This window comes from Yoonia sp. I 8.24 (assembly GCF_022096995.1).
GTDB lineage: Bacteria > Pseudomonadota > Alphaproteobacteria > Rhodobacterales > Rhodobacteraceae > Yoonia.
In genome coordinates this window covers 348027-369485 of sequence record NZ_JACXGQ010000001.1, presented here as the reverse complement: position 1 = coordinate 369485, position 21459 = coordinate 348027, and the positions used below count along the sequence as shown (strand labels likewise).

Sequence of the window (21459 nt, the reverse complement as noted above, 5' to 3'; positions counted from 1 at the left end):
TACTTATTCTGAGGTTTTCCCATGCTGACACTCAAATGCCCTTATTGCGGCGTGGATGCCGATGAAACTGATCTTCATGCCGGCGGCGAAGCCCACTTAACACGTGAGGGGCCGGGCGCATCGGATGACGCGTTCGAAGACTACCTGTTCATGCGCGAAAACCCCAAAGGCGTACACTTTGAGCGCTGGCGCCATGCTTACGGCTGCGGCAAATGGTTTTTGGCGGCACGCTGCACCACAACATTGCAGGTGTTCGGCACCTATCCGGCACAAACGCTGGAACCACCACAAGATATCAAAGATGCCATATCCGCGCAGCGTCCCGGTTGGTCATGGGGGAATTTCAAATGAGCACCCGTCTCTCTGGCATGGGCCGTTTGATCAATAAAGACAAAGCGGTCTCTTTCAAATTTAACGGCAAGAACCTGCGCGGGTTTGAGGGTGATACGCTCGCCTCGGCTTTGCTGGCAAACGACCAGATGCTCATGGGGCGGTCGTTCAAATATCACCGTCCACGCGGTGTCGTCGGTGCCGGGGCAGAAGAGCCGAACGCGCTGGTTAATCTGGGTGAGGGCGGACAGTTTGAGCCAAACCAACGCGCCACGACGACCGAAGTGTTCGATGGGCTGACAGCGCAATCGCAGAACCACTGGCCGAGCCTTGAATATGATATCGGTGCAATCAATACGGCGTTCTCGCGGTTCTTGCCTGCTGGTTTTTACTACAAAATGTTCATGTATCCGCGCGCATTCTGGAAACACGTCTACGAGCCGATTATCCGAAAATCCGCCGGATTAGGCCGCGCCCCCAAAGACCGTGACACAAGCACCTATGAACATTTCCACGCCCATGTGGATGTTTTGATCGTTGGTGGTGGGATCGCCGGACTGGCCGCTGCGCGTGCTGCGGGCGAGGCAGGCGCGCGTGTGTTACTGATGGAACAAACCGCAGATTGGGGCGGTCGCGCCGTTGTGGACACACCCGTGATCGACGAAATGCCTGCCGTTGATTGGATTAAATCCACCGTGCAAGCAATTGAAAATATGCCAAATGTTGAGCTTCGTTTGCGCTGCATGGGCGCTGGGGTTTATGATCACGGCTATGCGCTTGGCTACGAGCGATTGACAGATCATACGCCTAATGTGGATGGTCCGCGCCACCGTCTTTGGCGCATCCGGGCCAAACAAATCATCACTGCGACAGGGGCGATTGAGCGTCCGCTGTCGTTTGCGGGCAATGATATTCCAGGGGTGACCTTGGCCGGTGCTGTGCGCGATTATGTGGTTAACTACGGCGTGTCGCTGGGCGACCGCACTGTTGTTGTCACCAACAATGATGACGCGTACCGCACGGCGCTGGTGCTGAAGCAGGCCGGGCTTGATATTCCCGCGATCATTGATGCGCGCCCCGATGCAGACGGTCCGCTGATTGATGAGGCCCGCGCATTGGGCATCCGGGTGGAACTGGGCAAAGGCATTGCCAAGGTCAAAGGCGGCAAACGCGTCAAATCGGTTGGGCTTTGTGCCCAAGCGGGCGAAGGGGCTGTGCTGGAAGAAATCGCATGCGATTGCGTTGCGATGTCGGGCGGTTGGTCGCCGGTTGTGCATCTTTGGTCCCATTGTGGCGGTAAACTGATTTGGGATGCCGATCAGGTGATGTTCCGCCCTGATCACGAAAAGCCACCAACTGGCGCCGATGGGCAAGCCTTTGTCATCACTGCAGGCACGGCGAATGGGCATCTGTTCACCGCCGAAGCCGTGGGCGATGGGTGGGCTGCTGGCCGTGCCGCTGCAAAGGTTGCAGGCCATGTCAAACGCGGCGCAGAAGCGCCACTGGGCGAAGACGCCGAAGAAAGTGCGATCTCGCCGGTATGGTTGATGCCACAAGGCGCAAAACATGCGTTGCGCGCAAAGGCGTGGCTTGATTTCCAAAACGACGTGAAAGTGTCTGATGTGCAATTGGCCGCGCAAGAAGGCTTTGAAAGCGTCGAACACACTAAACGCTACACCACCTTGGGGATGGCGACAGATCAGGGAAAATTAAGCAATATCAACGGTCTTGCGATTCTTTCCAAATCACTGAACGCAGATATTCCGAATGTGGGCACGACGACCTTCCGCCCGCCCTATACGCCAATTTCGATGGGCGCGATCACCGGGGCCGCGCGTGACGATCTATTCCAACCGATCCGCAAAACGCCGGTATCAGCTTGGTCCAACACCAATGGCGCTGACAACGAACCTGTTGGCCAATGGCGCAGACCCTATACCTATATTCGTGAGGGTGAGAGCGTGCATGACGCCGTGAACCGCGAAGTGCTAAACGCCCGTGAAAACGTGGGGCTGTTGGATGCGTCAACGCTGGGCAAGCTGATCGTCAAAGGGCCGGACGCGGGTAAATTCCTTGATCTGATGTATACCAACATGATGTCAACGCTGCCCGTTGGAAAATGCCGCTATGGTCTGATGTGCTCAGAGAATGGGTTCTTGATGGATGACGGTGTTGTCGTGCGCATGGATGACGACACTTGGCTGTGCCACACAACCACCGGCGGCGCCGAAAGCATTCACGCCCATATGGAAGACTGGCTGCAATGCGAATGGTGGGACATGCAGGTCTATGTCGCAAATGTCACCGAACAATACGCGCAGGTCGCGGTTGTTGGGCCGAAGGCCCGCAAACTGCTGCAAAAATTGGGCAGCGATATGGACCTATCCGCCGAAGCGCTGCCGTTCATGCAGTGGAAAGCCGGAAAAATAGGTGATTTCGACGCACGGGTGTTCCGGATCAGTTTCTCGGGCGAATTGTCCTATGAGGTTGCCGTGCCAGCCGGGCAGGGTGCTGCATTCTGGGATACGCTGATCGCGGCGGGCGAAGAATTCGACGCCATGCCATATGGCACCGAGGCCTTGCATATTCTGCGCGCCGAAAAAGGCTTTATCATGATCGGGGATGAAACCGACGGGACAGTGATCCCGCAGGATTTGAACCTCAATTGGGCGCTTTCCAAGAAGAAAGAAGATTATCTAGGCAAACGCGCGCATCTGCGCAGCCATATGGCCGATCCGAACCGCTGGAAGCTGGTGGGGCTGGAAACCGTCGATGGGTCTGTTTTGCCTGATGGGGCCTATGCAATTGATTTTGATACTGATCACTACGACAAGACGCTTGAGTGGACTGATCATCGTGATGTTGGTGCAAATGCGAATGATCAAATAGCGACTCAAGGCCGTGTGACATCAACCTATTATTCCGCAACGCTTGAGCGTGGCATCGCGATGGGTTTGGTCCACAATGGCCCCGACCGCATGGGCGAGGTGATTGAATTCAACAAGGTTGATGGCACCACGATTGCTGCCAAAATCGTTGACCCGGTATTCTATGATAAAGAAGGGGCAAAGCAAAATGTCTAATGCCGTCAGCGCCTTGAATGGCAAGATCGCCCCCGGCGAAGTCACAATTTCTGAGGCAGGCCTGCGCGGGATGATCACCCTGCGCGGGGACCTTGCGTTCAGCAAACTCAAATCAATTTGCACAGGGCTTACTGGGGTTGATTTTCCGACAAATGGCCAAGCCAATTGCGTCGGGGAAAAGGGACTGTGCTGGATGTCCCCGGATGAAGTCTTGATCCTTCTACCCTATGCGGAGGTCGACGCGGCCCTCGACACCATCGCTAAGGGAATGAAAAAGAAACACCATTTGGCTGAAAACGTATCAGACGCGCGCGCTTTGATCACGGTTGAAGGTGCATTTTCCCGCGAAGTGATCGCAAAACTCGCGCCCGTCGACCTGCACCCAGAAGCGTTTCAGCCCGGTGATTTCCGCCGCTCGCATATCGGCCAAGTGGCCGCTGCGTTTTGGATGCGTGATGCAGACACGATCGAAGTGATCTGTTTCCGTTCGGTCGCGGATTACGCGTTTGATCTCTTGGCGATGTCAGCCAAAGCGGGGCCTGTGGGCCTTTTTGACTAACGGGCCGCCACCCTATCATGCCTTGATATCACACAGGTTTCTGTCAAAATTGGTGCAAGAAATCATCGGGGTATCACATGACAAAACACGGCTATGAAGCAGGGCGGTTGAATCTTCCGTTCGTGGGGATTTCGACATTTGGCAAGAAACCCTATGTCGCGGATTGGGATCAGATTGATGCGGATGTCGCCGTGTTGGGTGCTCCGTTTGATTTTGGCACGCAGTGGCGGCCCGGCGCGCGCTTTGGTCCCCGGGCGGTCCGCGAGGCATCAACCCTGTTTAGTTTTGGCCATGCAGGGGCCTATGATTTTGAAGATGATGCGACATATCTGGCCGAGGATGTCCGGATCGTCGATATAGGCGACGCCGATATCATTCATACCAAGACAGATGAAAGTCACGCCAATATTGCTTACGGCGTCAGCAAAATTCTGGCCGCGGGCGCATTGCCTGTCACCATCGGTGGGGATCATTCGATCAACATCCCTTGTATCAACGCCTTTGCAGATGATTGTGCGAAAAACGGCGACATCCATGTGGTGCAAATTGATGCGCATTTGGATTTTGTCGATGAACGCCACGGGGTGACCGCGGGGCACGGCAATCCAATGCGCCGCGCCATTGAAAAAGATTACGTGTCGGGCATGACCCAATTGGGCATTCGCAATGTGTCATCAACCGCCAAAGAAGGCTACGCAGATGCGCGCGCACGCGGTTCTGATATTTTGTCAGTGCGCCAAGTGCGCAAGCTTGGCACGCAAGCCGTGCTTGACCGAATTCCCGCTGGTGCGCGCTATTACGTTACGATTGATATCGACGCCTTTTGCCCCTCTATCGCTCCCGGTACGGGGACACCAAGCCACGGGGGGTTCTTGTACTATGATGTGCTCGAAATCTTGCAAGGGCTAGCGCAGCGCGGCGATGTCGTGGGCATCGATCTGGTCGAAGTTGCCCCAGCCTATGACCCCACCGAAAGTACACAGGTCTTGGCTGCGCAGATTATATTGAACTTTTTGGGCTTTATCTTTCATGCCCGCAGCGCCCGCTGAACCGAAATCTAGCACTCACCTGTGTTTTGGGTGAAGTCTTCTAATACGGGGCGCGCATTTTTGACAACGCGTGACATAAAGCGGATCTGTCTTTCGCGGGTTGGGACTGCGCGTGCGGGCAGGGCCTCACTGTGGCGGGCGCGAAGGCCCGGGAAAATCAGGTCGATTTCCGCAACCGCGTCATTGCCAAGTGCCGCATTGGCGTGATCGCCCAAATACAATGTTTCTGCAGGGGTATCCTCGGCCAGCAGCACCTCGTGATCATCTAGAAGAAAATGGAAATACTCGATCTCGCGGACAGAGGTATCAACGTAAATTCCAGGCAAACCTGTCAATCGGATCGCGGCCAATAATATTTCGGCCTGCCCAAACATGCGTTGTGCGATTGGGGACCGGGCCATGATGCGGTGCTGGCGTGATACCAGTAAATCGCGGGTTGGCAGACCGTTGCCCAGCGCGCCCTGACAGATACGCACAGGCAGGAAACGCGCGTCTTCTTCGATCGCGGCAGCGTCAACGACACGGCGTCCGATCCAGCGAATGGGTTTCGGTCCGTTTTGTGTTGTCACCAATTGCCCGGCTTTCAAATCTCGGGCCATCGCATATCCGGTTGGCGTTTTGATCCGCGTTTCACCGGCAAAACAAACAAGCAGTTCAACATTATCCAATACGGCGCCAGAGCCGTCGGCATTGTCGCCGATTTCGGTGAAACGTATTGTGTAGTCACCTGCGGCCGGAAATGTCACGACATCTGAGAATTCAATATACGTCGATTGCACGTCTGGCACGATGTCTTGCGTGAATATTACGACGCCATTGCTGTCCAAAACCTCGACCTTGAAACCGTCAACGCCCAATGTCCCACTATCGCGCAGCGCATAGTCGAAATTTAAATCTGCGTCCCGCGCGCTGTCGACCGTGAATGTCTGTTCCATGACAGTCACGTTTCCGGTGCCACCATTCAGTTCGGCAACGCGGTTGTTGCCTGTCCCGGAGATGTAGACCGATGACACGCGTGTCTCAATGTCGGTGCCAGTCCAGCCAGCCGCGCTCGTATTGGTGCTATTTGAAAAGTCACCGTTGATAATTAGGTTCGTCAGTGCCATCTGTTGATCCTTCGGCATCGATAGTCTCTAGTAGGACTCTTAAACCGTTTTGCGCAGTATGAAAGGTACTCAAAAGCATAAAATAGGGGCCATATATCAATTTTTGGTCACTTTTGCTCGTTTGTTGGGCAGCGTTGTTTCATCACGGGCTTGACCTCTGCCCGCCATGTGACATGTATCACTACATAAATTCGCAACGCAGAAAGAGAGCACCATGGCTTTTGAACTTCCTGATCTTCCCTATGCACACGACGCACTTGCCGCCAAAGGCATGTCCGCTGAGACGCTCGAGTTCCACCACGACCTGCACCACAACGCCTATGTCACCAATGGCAACGCGGCGATTGCGGGTACTGAATGGGAAGGCAAGAGCCTCGAAGAGATCATCACCGGCACGTATGATGCGGCTTCGGTTGCGCAAAACGGCATCTTCAACAACATCTCTCAGCTTTGGAACCACAACCAGTTCTGGGAAATGATGGGCCCCGACGGCAACGCGATCCCAACTGAGCTGGAAAAAGCATTGGTTGAAAGCTTTGGCTCTGTCGATGAATTCAAAAAGCAGTTTTCTGCGGCGGGTGCTGGCCAGTTCGGTTCCGGCTGGTGCTGGTTGGTCAAAGACACCGACGGCGCGTTGAAAGTGACGAAAACAGAAAACGGCGTGAACCCACTGTGCTTTGGCCAAACGGCGCTGCTGGGCTGCGATGTGTGGGAACATTCCTATTACATCGATTTCCGCAACAAACGCCCTGTTTACCTGACCAACTTCTTGGACAATCTGGTGAACTGGGAAAACGTTGCGGGTCGCCTGTAACTTTCGCTTTTAAAGCTACCAAAAAGGCCCGTCGCGTATATCGCGGCGGGCCTTTGTCTTGAAAACGCCACTGCGCGTTCCTATATCTATATAGCTAGATCATTCTAACCAAACAATTTTCCGAAGCGCAGCCTCTGCGCGTCTAGCCCGTGCCGCGCCGTTTTTGCGCGCAGGCACCACCCGACACACGCAATTTTCCGTCGCTGCGCTGATCCGCGCAGTGCCCGTATCTGTGCGCCGTGTTGTAACCATTTTGAAAGGAGCTTTCTTTGCTTTTATTGCGTAGTATTCCTCTGTCTTTTTCGATCTTGTGGCGGTTCGTGCTTGTGCTGCCTTTTTGGATTGTCGCTTACACGGCGATGACGCTTTTCTTTGTGTTTGGCACATTTCCGGCGATGCTGGGCATTCCGGTGATCGGCTTTCTTGGGATCCTGGTGTTTGCGATTGTGGTCCCCATTATGTTCGCGATGATTTCGATGCATCCCTATTTGATTGGGATTAGATTTGGCCTGCGGTCGCTTGGGTTTGCGACTAAAAACTCACAACAACGGCTGTTTGCAGGGGCTGCTGGTTACGGACTGTTTGAAACGGTCACTGTGGGGGCTTTGCTTGTGGTTGTGACCAGTGTTTCGGCCTTTGTCGTTTCTGGGCAGCTCGGGATCAGCGCCGCTGATGCCCCTGATGGTCCAGTTGGTCAGCTGTCAACAGACATTGCTATGGGCACGCTGACGTTTGTGTCGTTGCTCAGCAGTCTCATCATGATGGCCATGCGCGCGGCTTTGCTGCCAGCGCTTGCAAACTTTGTGGCGGGGACAAACCCAAAGGGGATCAGTTTTTCGAACTTTGATGGTTTTGGCGCCGGTTTTGGCATCATGTTTCTATTGATGCTGATGATTACCGGGCTTACGGCGGCGACAGGGTATTTTGTCGAAGGGGTCGTGTCGTTTCTAGATTTCTCTACGGTGCTGCGTGAAAAGCTGGATGATGTTATTTTCATTTTGTCTGGTAAAAAAGATGCAGCCTTTACCCTGCGCCATGCGGTGATTGTGTCGGGGGCCATCTTGTTTGCGATTTGGGTGTTTTGTTTGCAATGCGCGGGGGCGGCATTGAGCTATGAAAGACGCACCCTACAGGCGCAGGCGGAACGCGCGGAATATGAGGCAAAAAGGGAACGTGATCAGCAAGATATCGGTGCGCTATTGCGTGCGCGTATGGCTAAAAATAATACGCGAAAATAAGGTGTTATGATGCTTGTGGCCGCGTTACATGAAGCCTCTATTCATTTCATGTGTAGACAATGAATAGGGGCCGTGAAACAGTCGCCTGAACTCTCCAATATCGGTGTGTGATGTCCATTCCAAATCTGTCGGCGATTGAAACAGCTGCCAAGCAGTTAGACGGGGTTTTGCTTGAGACGCCCGTCCTCTCATTGGCCTCGGCGCGCTGGGAAAGCGTCTTGCCTGATTGCGCAAGCGTCACGGTTAAGCTTGAGCTGTTTCAACAGGCCGGATCGTTTAAGGCGCGCGGGGCCTATCTTGGCATTCTGCAGCTTGATGCCGATCAGCGCGCCGCTGGCGTTGTCGCCGCGAGCGGTGGCAACCATGCATTGGCCGTGTCGTGGGCCGCGCAGGCGGCCGGTGTCGATGCATTGATTTGTATGCCGCGCGCGGTGGATCCATCGCGGATCGCAGGCTGCGAGGCCCTGGGCGCAACGGTGCAGCTGTATGATACGATGGCGGATGCCTTTGCGGCGATGAATGCCTGCGCAGATGTCGGGCGCACCTTGATGCATCCGTTTGAAGGCGCGCATATGACCTTGGGGGCCGCGACTTGCGGCGCGCAATATCAGCGTCAAGCGCCGCAGGTTGATACCTATGTCGTGCCCATCGGTGGCGGCGGGCTGATTTCCGGCATGGCCTGTGCGATTAAACAGCTCAAGCCCGCGGCAACCGTCATTGGGGTTGAACCCTTTGGCGCCGATAGCATGTACCAAAGCTTTGCCGCTGGGGTACCCGTGACATTGGATCGTGTTGATACGATTGCCGATAGCCTTGGGGCACCCTATGCGATGCCTTATTCATATGGTGTTGCCGCCGCGCATGTTGACCGGATCGTGCGTGTCGCAGATACAGAGATGCTGCGCGCGATGGATCATTATCAACGCAACCTGCGGATCACGGCCGAACCTGCCTGTGCTGCGTCATTGGCGGCTATTCTTGGGCCATTGCGCGATGAACTTAAGGGCCGTCATGTTGGTATCATCGCCTGCGGATCAAATATTTCGCTGACCCGATATGCAGAGTTGATGGGCGAATTGGCCCAATGACGGAAACGGGCAAGGGGATCATTGCCATCATCGCGACCTGCGTGATCTGGGGGCTATCGCCGATATATTACAAGGCCTTGTCACATGTACCTCCGCTAGAGGTGTTGTCGCACCGTGCGCTGTGGTCATTTGTATTCTTCGCTGCGATTTTGCTGATCCAAGGCCGCATGACGCAGATGTTTGCACTGCTCCGCGCGCAGAAGATGCTGATGCTGCTTGCCGCTTTGATGATTTCCGCGAATTGGTTTATCTTTATCCTATCTTCGCAAATTGACAGATCGACCGAGGCCAGCGTCGGCTATTACATCTATCCGCTTTTGTCGGTGCTGATCGGACGCTTCGCCTTGGGCGAGACCTTAAGCCCGATCAAATGGCTGGCGATTGGGCTGGTGCTCGCGGCGGTCACGGTCTTGACCGTGGGGCTTGGCACGATCCCAATTGTTGCGCTGTCGCTGGCGGGTACGTTTGCGATCTACGGGCTGATCAAAAAAGCCGTCTCGGCGGGGCCAATGTTAACCGTCGCAGCCGAGGTGACCCTTGTCTTGCCGCTCGCGATTGTCTGGTTGATCGGCGTGCATTTCGCAGGGTTCGAAGGGTTCCGCAGCGGAGCAGGTGGCGCATTTGGCGATAACCTATCCGACAGTTTGATGCTGATGTTTGCGGGGCCGATCACGTCAATTCCGCTTCTGATGTTCAGCTATGGCGCGCGCCGGGTGTCAATGGCGACAACCGGCATCGCGTTTTATATCAATCCCACTTTGCAATTCATGGTCGCGGTGCTTATCTTTGCCGAACCATTCGGCACCGTGCATATGATTGCTTTTCCGATGATATGGGGCGGGGTGATTATCTATTCCGTTACGGCCTTGCGTCAGGAAAGGGCCGCGCGCAAACGGGTTTCAAGCGCGGCGACATCGGGCACGATCGTGACATAGGACAAGATATCATCGCAAGCGAACCCTTGCGCCACGACATGTTCCAGTAGCCCCCACAACGGGTCCCAAAACCCGTCAATATTCAGCAAGACAATCGGCTTGGCGTGTAAATTCAGCTGCCGCCATGTCAGCGCTTCAAAGAATTCATCCAACGATCCTGCGCCGCCGGGTAAGACCACGACCGCGTCGGCGTTCATAAACATGACCTTTTTGCGTTCATGCATGGTTTCGGTGATGACAAAGCTATCGAGATCGCGTTTTCCGACCTCCCAATCCAACAAATGTGTGGGGATGACCCCAAAGGTTTTACCGTTCGCTGCTTGCACCGCGTTTGCGACCCGCCCCATCAGGCCTACATCGCCGGCGCCATAAACCAAACGCCACTCGTTGCGCACCAGCATTTTGCCTGTGGCTTCGGCGGCGTCTGCATAGGCGTTGGATACGCCATCGCGCGAGCCGCAATAGACGCAGACAGATTTTGGAAATGTAGACATAAGGACCCTTTTTGTGCAGCTTCACTTTGACGCCCGAATGTGGCGTGGTTACGGTGGCCTAACCATGTGCGGTGGGGGCACCGAATACAATGGCCTGTGAGGGGAAAAGACGTGACCGAAGCATCCAAATCCAAAGTTGTGCTGCTTGCGCTTGGCGCGATTGCCGTCGTCGCCGTCTGGGCAGTTAGTTTGAGGTTCGCACCTGAACGCGATGCGTCCGAATCCATCGCGCAGACGGACAGCCCAGCAGTGGCCGTCCCAGTTGAAGAGACCGCGCAAGTCTCGCCAGAAGAACCAGCAGCCCCCCAAGGTCCTCAGTTTGATACGTTTCGGGTCGAAACGGATGGGGCCATGGTGATTGCAGGCCGCGCTGATCCGGGACAAGAGATTGCGATCATGCTTGGTGGCACAGAGTTAGAGCGCGTGACGGCAGATGGCGCAGGCAATTTCGTGGCTTTGCCGATGGCGGGCGTGTCGGATGCACCGCGCAGCCTGACGCTTGTCGCGGACCCGGATGCGGCGGCGCTGCGGTCTGAAACCAGCTATATCGTGGCCCCGATTGCCGCACCTGCGCCAGTTGTGGCACAGCTTGCAGTGCCCGAATTGTCAAACCAATCGGCCGCGCCGCAGGCACCGACGGCTGCACCTGCGCAAACCAGCAATGCGACCCAGCCCGCTGCACCAGCGGCACCCGCAGCACCCGAAGTCGCTGCTGCGCCAATTGCGGCTCCCGAACCTCCGGCAGCGCCAACAGTGCTTCAGGCTGATGCGCAGGGGGTGCGTGTGGTGCAATCTGGACCAACGCTTCCCGCGCCAAATGTCGGGCTGGATGCCATTACCTATGACCCCGCAGGCGAAGTGCAATTGTCAGGCCGTGCAGTGGGCGATGGGGCGGTTCAAATTTACCTTGATAATGAACCTGTGACGACCTCACCGGTTACCGAAGGCGGCGATTGGCAAATTGATCTGCCCGAAATTGAGACCGGGATTTATACGCTGCGCGTTGATGAGGTTGATAATGCGGGCGATGTGGTATCGCGGCTGGAAACACCGTTTAAACGCGAAGAAGCGGCGGATGTGGCCGCTGTTTTGGCTGAAGAAACGGGCGCTGACGGATTTGAGGTCGCGGTGCGGACCGTACAACCCGGTGCGACGCTTTGGGCGATAGCGGAAGAAACCCTTGGTAACGGTGTCTACTATGTACAAGTCTACGAGGCGAATAGCGACCTGATCCGCGATCCAAATTTGATTTATCCGGGGCAGATTTTTCGGATGCCTGAGGTCAGCCAATAGGCAAAGGCCACTGGTAATCAGGCGAGGTGCAGCCTAAGTAGAGGGCTGCCAGCCGGAGTGCCAACATGCGTCATTTAGCGACAACATCTGCCAACCTTGATGATACCAAAGTGAAGGGTTGGGATGTCATTCGGCGCGTTGCGCCTTATCTGTGGCCGCAGTCCGAACCTTGGGTCAAACGCCGGGTCGTGCTTGCGCTGGCGATTTTGTTCACCGCTAAGCTGATCGCGGTCACAACGCCGCTTTTCTATAAACAAGCTGTCGATGCATTGGCCCCTGACGGCGCATCGCCTGCGGCCTTTCTAGGCTTTGGCGCGGTTGGGCTGACACTGTCTTACGGGATCGCGCGGCTGATGACCGTGGGCTTTCAGCAATTGCGCGACGTGGTGTTTACGCCCGTGGGGCAACGCGCGCTGCGTCAGCTTGCGCTTGAGACATTTACCCATATTCACCGCCTGTCCATGCGCTATCATATCATGCGCAAGACCGGCGGGCTCAGCCGGGTGATTGAGCGCGGTGTCAAAGGTGTGGAATTCCTCCTGCGTTTCTTACTGTTTAGCATCGGCCCGCTGATCCTTGAGCTGTTGATGATCGCTACGGTTTTATTTTTTCTGTTTGATGTCTGGTACTTGGCCGTCGTTTTTGTGACGATTTCACTGTATATTCTGTTCACCTTTAAGGTCACAGAATGGCGCGTCAAGATCCGCAAGATCATGAACGAGCAAGACACCGACGCCAACCAAAAGGCGATTGATAGCCTGTTGAACTTTGAAACCGTTAAATATTTCGGGGCCGAAAAATGGGAGGCCAATCGCTATGATGCGGCGATGGCGGAATACCAAAAGGCGGCGATCCGTACCAATTATTCGCTCGCATTCTTGAACTTTGGCCAATCCGTCTTGATCACCAGCGGCCTTGTGGCCGTGATGGTGATGGCGGCAATGGGCGTGCAGAATGGCAGCTTGACCGTCGGTGATTTCGTCATGGTGAACGCCTATATGATCCAAATCACGATGCCGCTGAATTTTCTGGGCACCGTGTACCGGGAAATTCGCCAAGCGCTGATTGATATGGGCGATATGTTTGATTTGCTCGAACAGCCCGCTGAGGTCCAGGACAAACCGAATGCGGCTGCATTGGATGTGACGGGCGGACAGGTGACATTGCAAGACGTTGCCTTTGGCTACGATGCAGCGCGTCCGATTCTGAAGGGGATCAATCTGACGGTTGAACCGGGCCAAACGGTAGCGATTGTCGGCTCTTCTGGGTCTGGGAAATCGACTATCGGACGGCTGCTGTTCCGCTTTTACGATGTAAATGGCGGCGCGATGAAAATCGACGGGCAGGACCTGCGCGATGTCACCCAAGAAAGCCTGCATGCGCAAATTGGTGTGGTGCCGCAGGACACCGTGCTGTTCAACGACACCATTCACTACAACATCGCATATGGCCGTCCCGGCGCGCGTGAGGATGAAATCATCGCGGCCGCTAAAGCGGCTAAGATCCACGATTTTGTGATCAGTTTGCCCGATGGCTATCAGACCAGCGTCGGAGAGCGCGGGTTGAAGCTTTCCGGCGGAGAAAAGCAGCGGGTGGGCATCGCGCGCACCTTGCTCAAGAACCCACCGATCCTTTTGCTGGACGAGGCGACATCAGCACTGGACACCCAGACCGAGATGGAAATTCAGGCTGAGCTGAAAGCAATGGGGCAGGGCCGGACCGTGATCACCATCGCCCACCGCCTGTCGACCATTGCGGATGCGGATCAGATTGTGGTGTTAGAAAACGGGATCATTGTCGAGCAGGGCAAGCACGATGAATTGTTGGCCAAAGCGGGGCGCTACGCGCTGTTGTGGAACCGCCAGTCCGAAGAGAATGCGGCCTAATACAGCGGTTGCAATGCGCGAAGACTGCCCCTACTGATAAGGAAACTCCACACAATATCAGGTCTACCTATGTCGATGCTTCGTGCCGCCCTAATCCTAGGGCTTCTTTCTGCTGTTGGTCCATTTGCGATTGATATGTATCTTCCTGCGTTGCCTGCAATTGCTTTGGCGCTTGATGCTGAGGTGACGACGGTACAGCTCACGCTGACATCGTATTTCGTGGCCTTTGGCTTGGCCCAGCTTTTCTACGGGCCTTGGGCCGACCAAGTTGGCCGCAAGCGGCCCCTTTATGTCGGTGTTGGGATTTTCATTTTGGGCGCCGTAGGCTGTGCATTGGCCCCAAGCATTGGCTGGCTGATTGCCGCGCGTGCGTTGCAAGGTTTGGGCGGGGCTGTGTTGATGGTCGTGCCGCGGGCGATTGTGCGCGATATGCATACGGGCACCCAAGCCACCAGATTGATGGCGATGATCATGTTGGTGATTTCTGTATCTCCGATGCTCGCGCCGTTGGTTGGGTCAGGGCTGATTGTCTTTGGGGGATGGCAGATCATATTTTGGGTGCTGGCGCTGGTTGCCATGTTGAGCCTCGTTTTGGTGGGCATGGCCTTGCCCGAAACGCTGGCATCGGAACACCGCGTACCCGTGAATATCGCGAACCTATGGGCTGGGACAAAAACATTGGTCCGCGATCCAGTGTTCATGGGGCTTACACTGATTGGCGGCTTTGGCTTTTCAAGCTTTATGGTGTTTATCGCCAGCGCTTCATTTGTTTACACCGATCAATTTGGTCTAACCCCGACAGGGTTTAGTCTGGCCTTTGCCGTGAACGCGGTTGGCTTTTTCGCGGCATCACAATTGGCTGCTCCTTTGGGAGAGAAATACGGCATTTTACCAGTGATGCGCCGCGCGGTCATTGGGTTCGCGGGGTGTGCGATTGCGCTACTACTGGTCGGATTAGCAGGATTTGCCAATCTTTACGTCGTCATCGTGGGGCTGTTTTGTGCCAATGCCTGTCTGGGACTGATTCTGCCAACCACGATGGTCGTTGCACTTGACCCGCACGGCGAAATTGCAGGCCTCGCCTCGAGCCTTGGTGGCACATTGCAGATGGTGACGGGCGGGCTGATGGTTGTTGTCACAGGGCTGTTCTTTGATGGAACAGCGGTGCCGATGGTCGCAGGTATTGCGCTTTGTTCTGTACTTGCATTGGCGACGGCGTTGCGCACATTTCGCCTGATGAGCCGCGAGACACCGAAAAACGACGGTCAAATCAGCGTGTAAATCGGATAAGCGGGCGCAGGGCGCGCCTTCTTACTTGTCCATCTGGGCCGCTTCGCGATATGAACGCGCAAAGGATGTGAAACATTCAGCGTTAAATGGGGGCCAGGGTGAGCAACTCGGACAGTTTTATCGACGAAGTCACCGATGAGGTGAAACGCGACAAGCTATATGCGCAGATGCGTAAATATGGGCCTATCGCTGTTGCATTGGTCTTGGCATTGGTCGGGGGCGCGGCATGGTCCGAGTATAAATCCGCCCAAGAGACTGCAGGCGCCCAAGCCGCAGGTGACGCACTTTATGATGCATTGGTAGAGGCCGATCCCGCAACGCGCGCCACGAGCCTAACCGCCGCACCTGTTGAAGGTGGCGCTGCGGCTGTGGCGCATATGCTTGCGGCATCTGCGCTGGTCGAAGCTGGCGATTTTGACGCGGCGGCGCGCGCATTTGCTGCGCTGTCAGCCGATGAAACTGCACCGCAGATGTATCGCGATCTTGCTGCGTTAAAGGCGGCGATGCTGCCCAATGAAGATAGCGCCGCAAAGGTCGCGGCGTTGACGCCACTGTCGCAGCCGGGTCAGCCCTATTATTTGCTTGCGATGGAACAGATCGCCTATGTGCATTTAGATACCCAAGACACAGAGGCGGCACTGGTATTGCTGCGTCAGATCGAAGAAGACGCCGCATCAACGCAGGGCTTGCGTGAGCGCGTGCAAAATATGATGATTGCCTTGGGCGAACCTTTGCCCGAGCCTGTGACACAATAGTACCCGGATTGGAACGCACCGTGATGGCAAAATCTTTCCTCGGCGCGGGGCTCGCATTGGCGTTGTTATCCGCATGTGGTGAAAAAGACGTGATCCTGCCGGGCGAACGTTTTGCCCTGCGCAACACACCTGTTTTTGAAAACACCGTGCAACCTGTGAACATGCCGCAAGCGCAGGTTAACGCTGATTGGAGCGACCGCAATGGTGGCCCCTCGCATCAGATTAACCATCCTGCGTTGGGGGCTAACCTGACGCCGCTGTTCGCCGTCTCTATCGGCGAAGGCGATAGTCGCCGGGCACGGATCACCGCTGAACCGGTGGTCGCAGGCGGTATCGTTTATACTGTTGATGCGCGTGCAACTGTTACTGCGACCACTGTGGATGGTCGCCCGGTCTGGTCCCGCGATTTGACGCCCGACCGCGCCCGTGCGCGCGATGCTTCTGGTGGGGCGGTCATGGTTGGCGGCGGTCGCGTCTATGCGACGACTGGTTTTGGTGAAATCACATCGCTTGATGCGGCTACCGGTGATGTCGTTTGGGTCCAAGATCTTGACGCGCCGGTCAATGCTTCCGCAACATTGCGCGGCGATCTGGTCTATGTTGTGGGCCGCGATAGCACGGCGTGGGCGATAGATGTCAATGATGGCCGCATCCGTTGGCAACAAAGCGGTACGCCGTCGATTGCGAACTTTGGCGGCGGGGCATCCCCGGCGGTCGCGGGGGATACCGTAATCCTGCCGTTCCCATCTGGTGAAGTCGTTGCGACATACCCTGAAGGTGGTATTCAACGTTGGAGCACGGTTGTCTCGGGCGACCGCTTGGGCAGCGCTGTGTCGCTGGTCACTGATATTGCGGGTGATCCTGTCGTCGTGGGGGACCGCGTTTATGTCGGCAACTTTGGCGGACGAATCGTTGCGCTTGATCTGAGCGATGGCAGCCGGATCTGGACTGCGGCCGAAGGCGCGCTGAGCCCGGTTTGGCCCGTCGGCAACGCGGTTTTCTTGGTCAACGACCTGAATGAATTGGTGCGGCTTGACGCGAACACAGGCGATCCTGTGTGGCGGGTGAACTTGCCGAACTTTACAACAGGCAAAACAGCGCGGCAGCGCAGCGTTTTTGCGCATTACGGCCCGATTTTGGCAGGTGGGCGGCTGATTGTGACGTCGTCAGATGGGCTTATCCGCCAATTTGATCCTGCCTCAGGGGCGCTGATCGGAACCGTTGAATTGCCCGGTGGCGCGGCCTCTGCGCCTGTTGTTGCAGGGCAGGTGCTTTATGTTGTCAGTAAAGATGGCAAATTGCATGCTTTCCGTTAGCCTCTGATTGGTGTATCGGCGGGCCTCAACATCCGTCAGGAGCCGAAAAGATGAGTTTTACCCTCGCGATTGTGGGCCGTCCGAATGTGGGCAAATCCACGCTGTTCAACCGTTTGGTTGGCAAAAAGCTGGCATTGGTCGATGACCAGCCGGGGGTAACGCGTGACTTGCGCGAAGGCGAAGGCCGGATCGCGGACCTGCGGTTTACGGTTTTGGACAGCGCCGGACTTGAAGAAGCAACCGATGACAGCCTGCAAGGCCGGATGCGCCGCCTGACTGAGCACGCCGTCGAAATGGCTGACGTCTGCCTGTTCATGATCGACGCGCGGGCAGGGGTGCTGCCTGCGGATATGGTCTTTGCCGAAATCCTGCGCAAGAAAAACGCCAACGTCATCCTTGCCGCGAACAAGGGCGAAGGCAAAGCGGCTGACGCAACCATCCTAGAGGCTTATTCGCTGGGTCTTGGTGAGCCGATCCGCATGTCCGCCGAACATGGTGAAGGTATGGGCGAGCTGATGGATATGCTGCGCCCGATCTTTGATGAACATGAAGAACGCGCAGCCGCTGACGCGCCTGAAATCGACGTTGTAGTGGGCGATGATGACGAAGACGCCCCACGTGTTCCGACGCAATCCAAACCGCTGCAAATCGCCGTGGTGGGCCGCCCGAATGCGGGCAAATCCACCCTGATTAACCAAATTATCGGCGAAGAGCGGTTGCTGACAGGGCCCGAAGCCGGGATCACCCGCGATGCGATTTCAGTCCAGCAGGATTGGGGCGGTGTGCCGATGCGGATTTTTGATACCGCGGGCATGCGTCGCAAGGCGAAGGTACAAGAAAAGCTTGAAAAACTGTCGGTTTCTGATGGTCTACGGGCCGTTAAATTTGCCGAGGTTGTTGTCGTTTTGCTTGATGTCGAAATCCCGTTTGAACAACAGGATTTGCGAATTGCCGATTTGGCCGAACGCGAGGGCCGGGCTGTGGTGATCGCAGTCAATAAATGGGACATTGAGGACGAAAAGCAGACAAAGCTGAAAGAGCTGCGTCAAAGCTTTGAACGTCTTTTGCCACAGCTGCGCGGCGCCCCCTTGGTCACCGTGTCTGCGAAAACGGGTAAGGGCGTCGATAAATTGCAACAGGCCATCATGCGCGCGCATGAGGTCTGGAACCGCCGTGTCAGCACCGCCAACTTGAACCGCTGGCTTGTAGGGATGCTTGAGCAGCACCCGCCACCCGCACCGGGCGGCAAGCGTATTAAAATGCGCTACATGACCCAAGTGAAAACCCGACCGCCCGCGTTCGTGGTGATGACATCGCACCCCGACATGATGCCCGAAAGCTATAAACGCTATCTGGTCAATGGGTTGCGTGTCGACTTTGACATGCCCGGTACGCCAATCCGGCTGTTCCTGCGTGATCAAGGCGACAAAAACCCGTATAAAGACAAGAAGTCATCACAGCCGTCACGCCTGTCTAAACACCTCAAAAAGGGTGGGTCTGACCGCTAAGGTCGGGATTTTCTGACTTGCCTCTCTTCTTTAGGATGCGCACCATCGGCGCATTCTAAAGAGGTGATTTGACATGAAACGCATTGCTATTTTTTGTGACGGCACTTGGAACCGCCATGATGCGGCCCACCCGACAAATGTTGTGCAGCTGGCGCAAGCGGTCAAACACACGGCTGACGATGGCGTTAAGCAAGAGGTGTTTTATGTGCTTGGCGTGGGCGCGGGGCGCGGATCGAATGCAATTGCACGGTTTCTGGATCGCAAGCTTGGCGGCGCGATGGGCATGGGACTGGTCGAAAACATCGAAGATGCCTACTGTGCGTTGGTTTTTTCTTATGAGCCGGGCGACGAGATTTTTATCTTTGGGTTTTCGCGGGGCGCTTATACTGCGCGCTCGCTGGCCGGGTTGATCCGATCTTGCGGTATTCCACCACGCAAACATGTGCACCGTCTGGGAGAGGCAATGGCCCGCTATCGGTCGCGCGGCGACAACACGCATCCCGATGACCCAGAAAGCTTCTTGTTCCGGTCTGATTTTGCCCCGTTTACCGCAACAAGCGAAAAAGAATGGCAATGGCGGCTCAAAACGCGGCCGGGCCTATGTGTGAACCTTGCTGTGAACTATCTGGGGGTTTGGGATACGGTTGGTGCCTTGGGGGTCCCGGGGCATTGGGTGTCGGCAAAGCTGTTCAATAAACGCCATGAATTCCATGATCAGCATCTGAGCAGCATGGTGACGTCGGCGCGCCACGCTGTTTCGATTGATGAACACCGTAAAACCTTCCCGCCTGCGCTTTGGTCTGAAAAGCTCGACGCCATGAATTTGCGTGTCCTTGGGTTGGAAAGTGATGCTGCGTTAGACCCACAGACGCGTGACGACTGGGCCTACCGGCAGGAATGGTTTCCAGGCGATCACGGATCGGTTGGCGGTGGTGGGGACCGCGTGGGGCTGTCATCGTTTTCATGCGATTGGGTCGCTAAGGGGGCAGAGCGGGTTGGGCTTGAGATGGATCAGCGTGTTCTGCAAGAGGTGCGTGACGGGCAAAATATTCGCGAGCATTTGGTGAATAAAAGCAAGCTGAACGTAATGACCCGTTTGATGATGCTCGCAAAAACGGACCGCAGAGGGCCAGGCCGCGTTGCGGATATCAGCAAGGTGGCCCGCGACCGTATCGCTTGTGACAAGGATTATCAGCCCAAGACGCTTGAAAACGTCATGCTACATCTGCAAGAGCAGATCACCAAAGATGATCTGCTCCCACCTGCTTAGGCCAATTGACCGTCAGCAGTGATTTTTGTTTTGCCGCGCAGGTAGGGGTGCAACACGGCGGGCAGATCAACTGATCCGTCTTCTTGCTGGCCGTTTTCGACCACGGCGATCAGGCAACGCCCGACGGCTAGACCTGACCCGTTCAGCGTATGCAGATATTCGGGTTTGCCGCCGCCTGTCGGTTTGAACCGTGCGTTCATCCGGCGGGCTTGGTAATCGCCAGCGACCGAGATCGACGCGATCTCGCGGTAGGCGTTTTGGCCGGGCAGCCAGACTTCGATGTCGTGTGTTTTGCGCATCCCTGCGCCCAGATCACCGGTGCACAGGACAACCGTGCGGTAAGGGATGTCTAGCTTGTCCAAAATCGCCTCGGCGCGTTTGGTCATTGCGTCATGCTCTGCGGCGCTGTCTTCTGGCTTGGTCACGCTGACCATTTCGACCTTTTCGAACTGGTGCTGGCGCAACATGCCAGATGTGTCACGCCCCGCAGACCCGGCTTCTGATCGGAAACACTGTGTGTGCGCGACATAGCGGCGGGGAAGATAGGATTCATCGACTGTCAGCCCATTGACGATATTTGTCAGCGTGACCTCAGCCGTTGGGATCAGCCACCAGCCGTTGGTGGTCTGGTAGCTGTCATCGCCGAATTTCGGCAATTGCCCGGTGCCATACATCATTTCTTCGCGCACAAGCACGGGGGTGATGGCTTCGGTTAGCCCGTGTTCGTCAACATGTGTGTCGAGCATGAATTGCGCCAATGCGCGGTGCAGCCGGGCAACGGCCCCTGACAACAGCACAAAGCGGCTGCCAGATAGTTTGGCCGCCGTTTCAAAATCCATACCCGGGCGGATGCCGGGGATGTCATAGTGTTCAACAGGCGTGAAGGCAAAATTACGTGGGCTGCCCGCGCGGTTAATCTCGACGTTATCTTCTTCGTCCGCGCCGTCGGGGATTGACGGGTCGGGCAGGTTCGGAATCGCCATCAGCAGATCAGTGAGAGCGACATCTTGGGCTTTGGCTTCGTCGTTGAGGGCGGCGATTTCGGCTTTCTTTTCGCCGACAAGCGCGCGCAGGCGCTGGAATTCATCTTCGTCACCGCGGCCTTTGGCAGCGCCCACTTCTTTGGCGGCTTTATTGGCTTCGGCCTGTGCGGTCTCAGCGGCCAAAATTTTGGCGCGGCGGGCCTCATCGATTGCCAAAATATCGGACGACGCAGGTGACATCCCACGACGAGACAGAGCTGCGTCAAAAGCAGCGGGGTTGTCACGGATGGCGCGGATATCATGCATAGCATCGGTCCTTTATTGGGTGTTTATCGTGCGCGTGATATGCCTCATCGCGCGCGGCAAGTGAACCCGTAATTGTCGGCGGCCGCTTGATAAGCTTTCAAATCGCGGTGTCGCGCCTGATATAGCCTTGCATCTGGTTGCTAATTGCTTATCTCG

General features: G+C 55.9%; 18 protein-coding genes. 15 read left to right on the top strand and 3 right to left on the bottom strand.

Features of this window, described 5'->3' with window-relative positions:
• Positions 1-21: 21 nt before the first annotated feature.
• The 4 genes from Yoon_RS01885 to speB all read left to right on the top strand — a co-directional run bounded on the left by Yoon_RS01885 (position 22) and on the right by speB (position 5021).
• On the top strand, positions 22-351 hold the full coding sequence (locus tag Yoon_RS01885; RefSeq protein ID WP_238109631.1) for a sarcosine oxidase subunit delta: 330 nt from the start codon (positions 22-24) through the stop codon (positions 349-351).
• Complete coding sequence (locus Yoon_RS01880; protein ID WP_238109629.1) at positions 348-3413, top strand: sarcosine oxidase subunit alpha family protein; 3066 nt, start codon at positions 348-350, stop codon at positions 3411-3413. Before Yoon_RS01885 ends, Yoon_RS01880 begins: the two co-directional genes overlap by 4 nt.
• Entirely contained in the window at positions 3406-3972 is a 567-nt protein-coding gene (locus Yoon_RS01875) for a sarcosine oxidase subunit gamma (RefSeq protein ID WP_238109628.1), read from the top strand. The genes Yoon_RS01880 and Yoon_RS01875 overlap by 8 nt, the downstream gene beginning before the upstream one ends.
• Positions 3973-4049: 77 nt before the next feature.
• Complete coding sequence (gene speB, locus Yoon_RS01870) at positions 4050-5021, top strand: agmatinase (protein ID WP_238109626.1); 972 nt, start codon at positions 4050-4052, stop codon at positions 5019-5021.
• 8 nt (positions 5022-5029) lie between these two features.
• Here the strand turns inward: speB and Yoon_RS01865 are convergent, their stop codons facing one another.
• Entirely contained in the window at positions 5030-6127 is a 1098-nt protein-coding gene (locus Yoon_RS01865; protein ID WP_238109624.1) for a Hint domain-containing protein, read from the bottom strand.
• Between the two features lie 214 nt (positions 6128-6341).
• Here Yoon_RS01865 and Yoon_RS01860 point away from each other — a divergent pair, with 214 nt between their 5' ends.
• The 4 genes from Yoon_RS01860 (at position 6342) to rarD (ending at position 10202) form a co-directional block, all read left to right on the top strand.
• The gene (locus Yoon_RS01860; protein WP_238109622.1) at positions 6342-6941 is read left to right on the top strand and encodes a superoxide dismutase; all 600 of its coding nucleotides are present in this window, start codon (positions 6342-6344) and stop codon (positions 6939-6941) included.
• Positions 6942-7210: 269 nt separating this feature from the next.
• Entirely contained in the window at positions 7211-8179 is a 969-nt protein-coding gene (locus tag Yoon_RS01855; RefSeq protein ID WP_238109621.1) for a hypothetical protein, read from the top strand.
• 110 nt (positions 8180-8289) lie between these two features.
• On the top strand, positions 8290-9267 hold the full coding sequence (locus Yoon_RS01850; protein WP_238109620.1) for a threonine/serine dehydratase: 978 nt from the start codon (positions 8290-8292) through the stop codon (positions 9265-9267).
• A complete protein-coding gene (gene rarD / locus Yoon_RS01845; RefSeq protein WP_238109619.1) occupies positions 9264-10202 on the top strand; it encodes an EamA family transporter RarD in 939 nt (312 codons plus the stop codon). Before Yoon_RS01850 ends, rarD begins: the two co-directional genes overlap by 4 nt.
• On the opposite strand, the gene Yoon_RS01840 is transcribed toward rarD, so the two are convergent.
• A complete protein-coding gene (locus Yoon_RS01840; protein ID WP_238109618.1) occupies positions 10139-10696 on the bottom strand; it encodes a TIGR00730 family Rossman fold protein in 558 nt (185 codons plus the stop codon). The genes rarD and Yoon_RS01840 overlap by 64 nt on opposite strands.
• Positions 10697-10807: 111 nt before the next feature.
• Between Yoon_RS01840 and Yoon_RS01835 the strand changes: the two genes are divergently transcribed.
• The 7 genes from Yoon_RS01835 to Yoon_RS01805 all read left to right on the top strand — a co-directional run bounded on the left by Yoon_RS01835 (position 10808) and on the right by Yoon_RS01805 (position 20014).
• Entirely contained in the window at positions 10808-11989 is a 1182-nt protein-coding gene (locus Yoon_RS01835) for a LysM peptidoglycan-binding domain-containing protein (protein ID WP_238109616.1), read from the top strand.
• A gap of 65 nt (positions 11990-12054) precedes the next feature.
• A complete protein-coding gene (locus tag Yoon_RS01830) occupies positions 12055-13875 on the top strand; it encodes an ABC transporter ATP-binding protein/permease (protein WP_238109615.1) in 1821 nt (606 codons plus the stop codon).
• Between the two features lie 75 nt (positions 13876-13950).
• Entirely contained in the window at positions 13951-15156 is a 1206-nt protein-coding gene (locus Yoon_RS01825) for a multidrug effflux MFS transporter (RefSeq protein WP_238109976.1), read from the top strand.
• 107 nt (positions 15157-15263) lie between these two features.
• Positions 15264-15920: a tetratricopeptide repeat protein gene (locus Yoon_RS01820; protein ID WP_238109613.1), complete on the top strand. Its 657-nt coding sequence runs from the start codon at positions 15264-15266 to the stop codon at positions 15918-15920.
• A 23-nt stretch (positions 15921-15943) separates the two neighbouring features.
• Positions 15944-17236 (top strand): PQQ-like beta-propeller repeat protein, encoded by a 1293-nt coding sequence (locus Yoon_RS01815; protein ID WP_238109612.1) that lies wholly within the window; start codon positions 15944-15946, stop codon positions 17234-17236.
• Positions 17237-17286: 50 nt separating this feature from the next.
• Entirely contained in the window at positions 17287-18744 is a 1458-nt protein-coding gene (gene der / locus Yoon_RS01810) for a ribosome biogenesis GTPase Der (RefSeq protein ID WP_238109609.1), read from the top strand.
• A gap of 73 nt (positions 18745-18817) precedes the next feature.
• A complete protein-coding gene (locus Yoon_RS01805; RefSeq protein ID WP_238109607.1) occupies positions 18818-20014 on the top strand; it encodes a DUF2235 domain-containing protein in 1197 nt (398 codons plus the stop codon).
• Here the strand turns inward: Yoon_RS01805 and serS are convergent.
• Positions 20011-21303 carry a serine--tRNA ligase gene (gene serS / locus Yoon_RS01800; protein WP_238109606.1) on the bottom strand — a complete coding sequence of 431 codons (1293 nt, stop codon included), beginning with the start codon at positions 21301-21303 and terminating at the stop codon, positions 20011-20013. The two genes, Yoon_RS01805 and serS, sit on opposite strands and share 4 nt — an antisense overlap.
• Between the last annotated feature and the right edge of the window lie 156 nt (positions 21304-21459).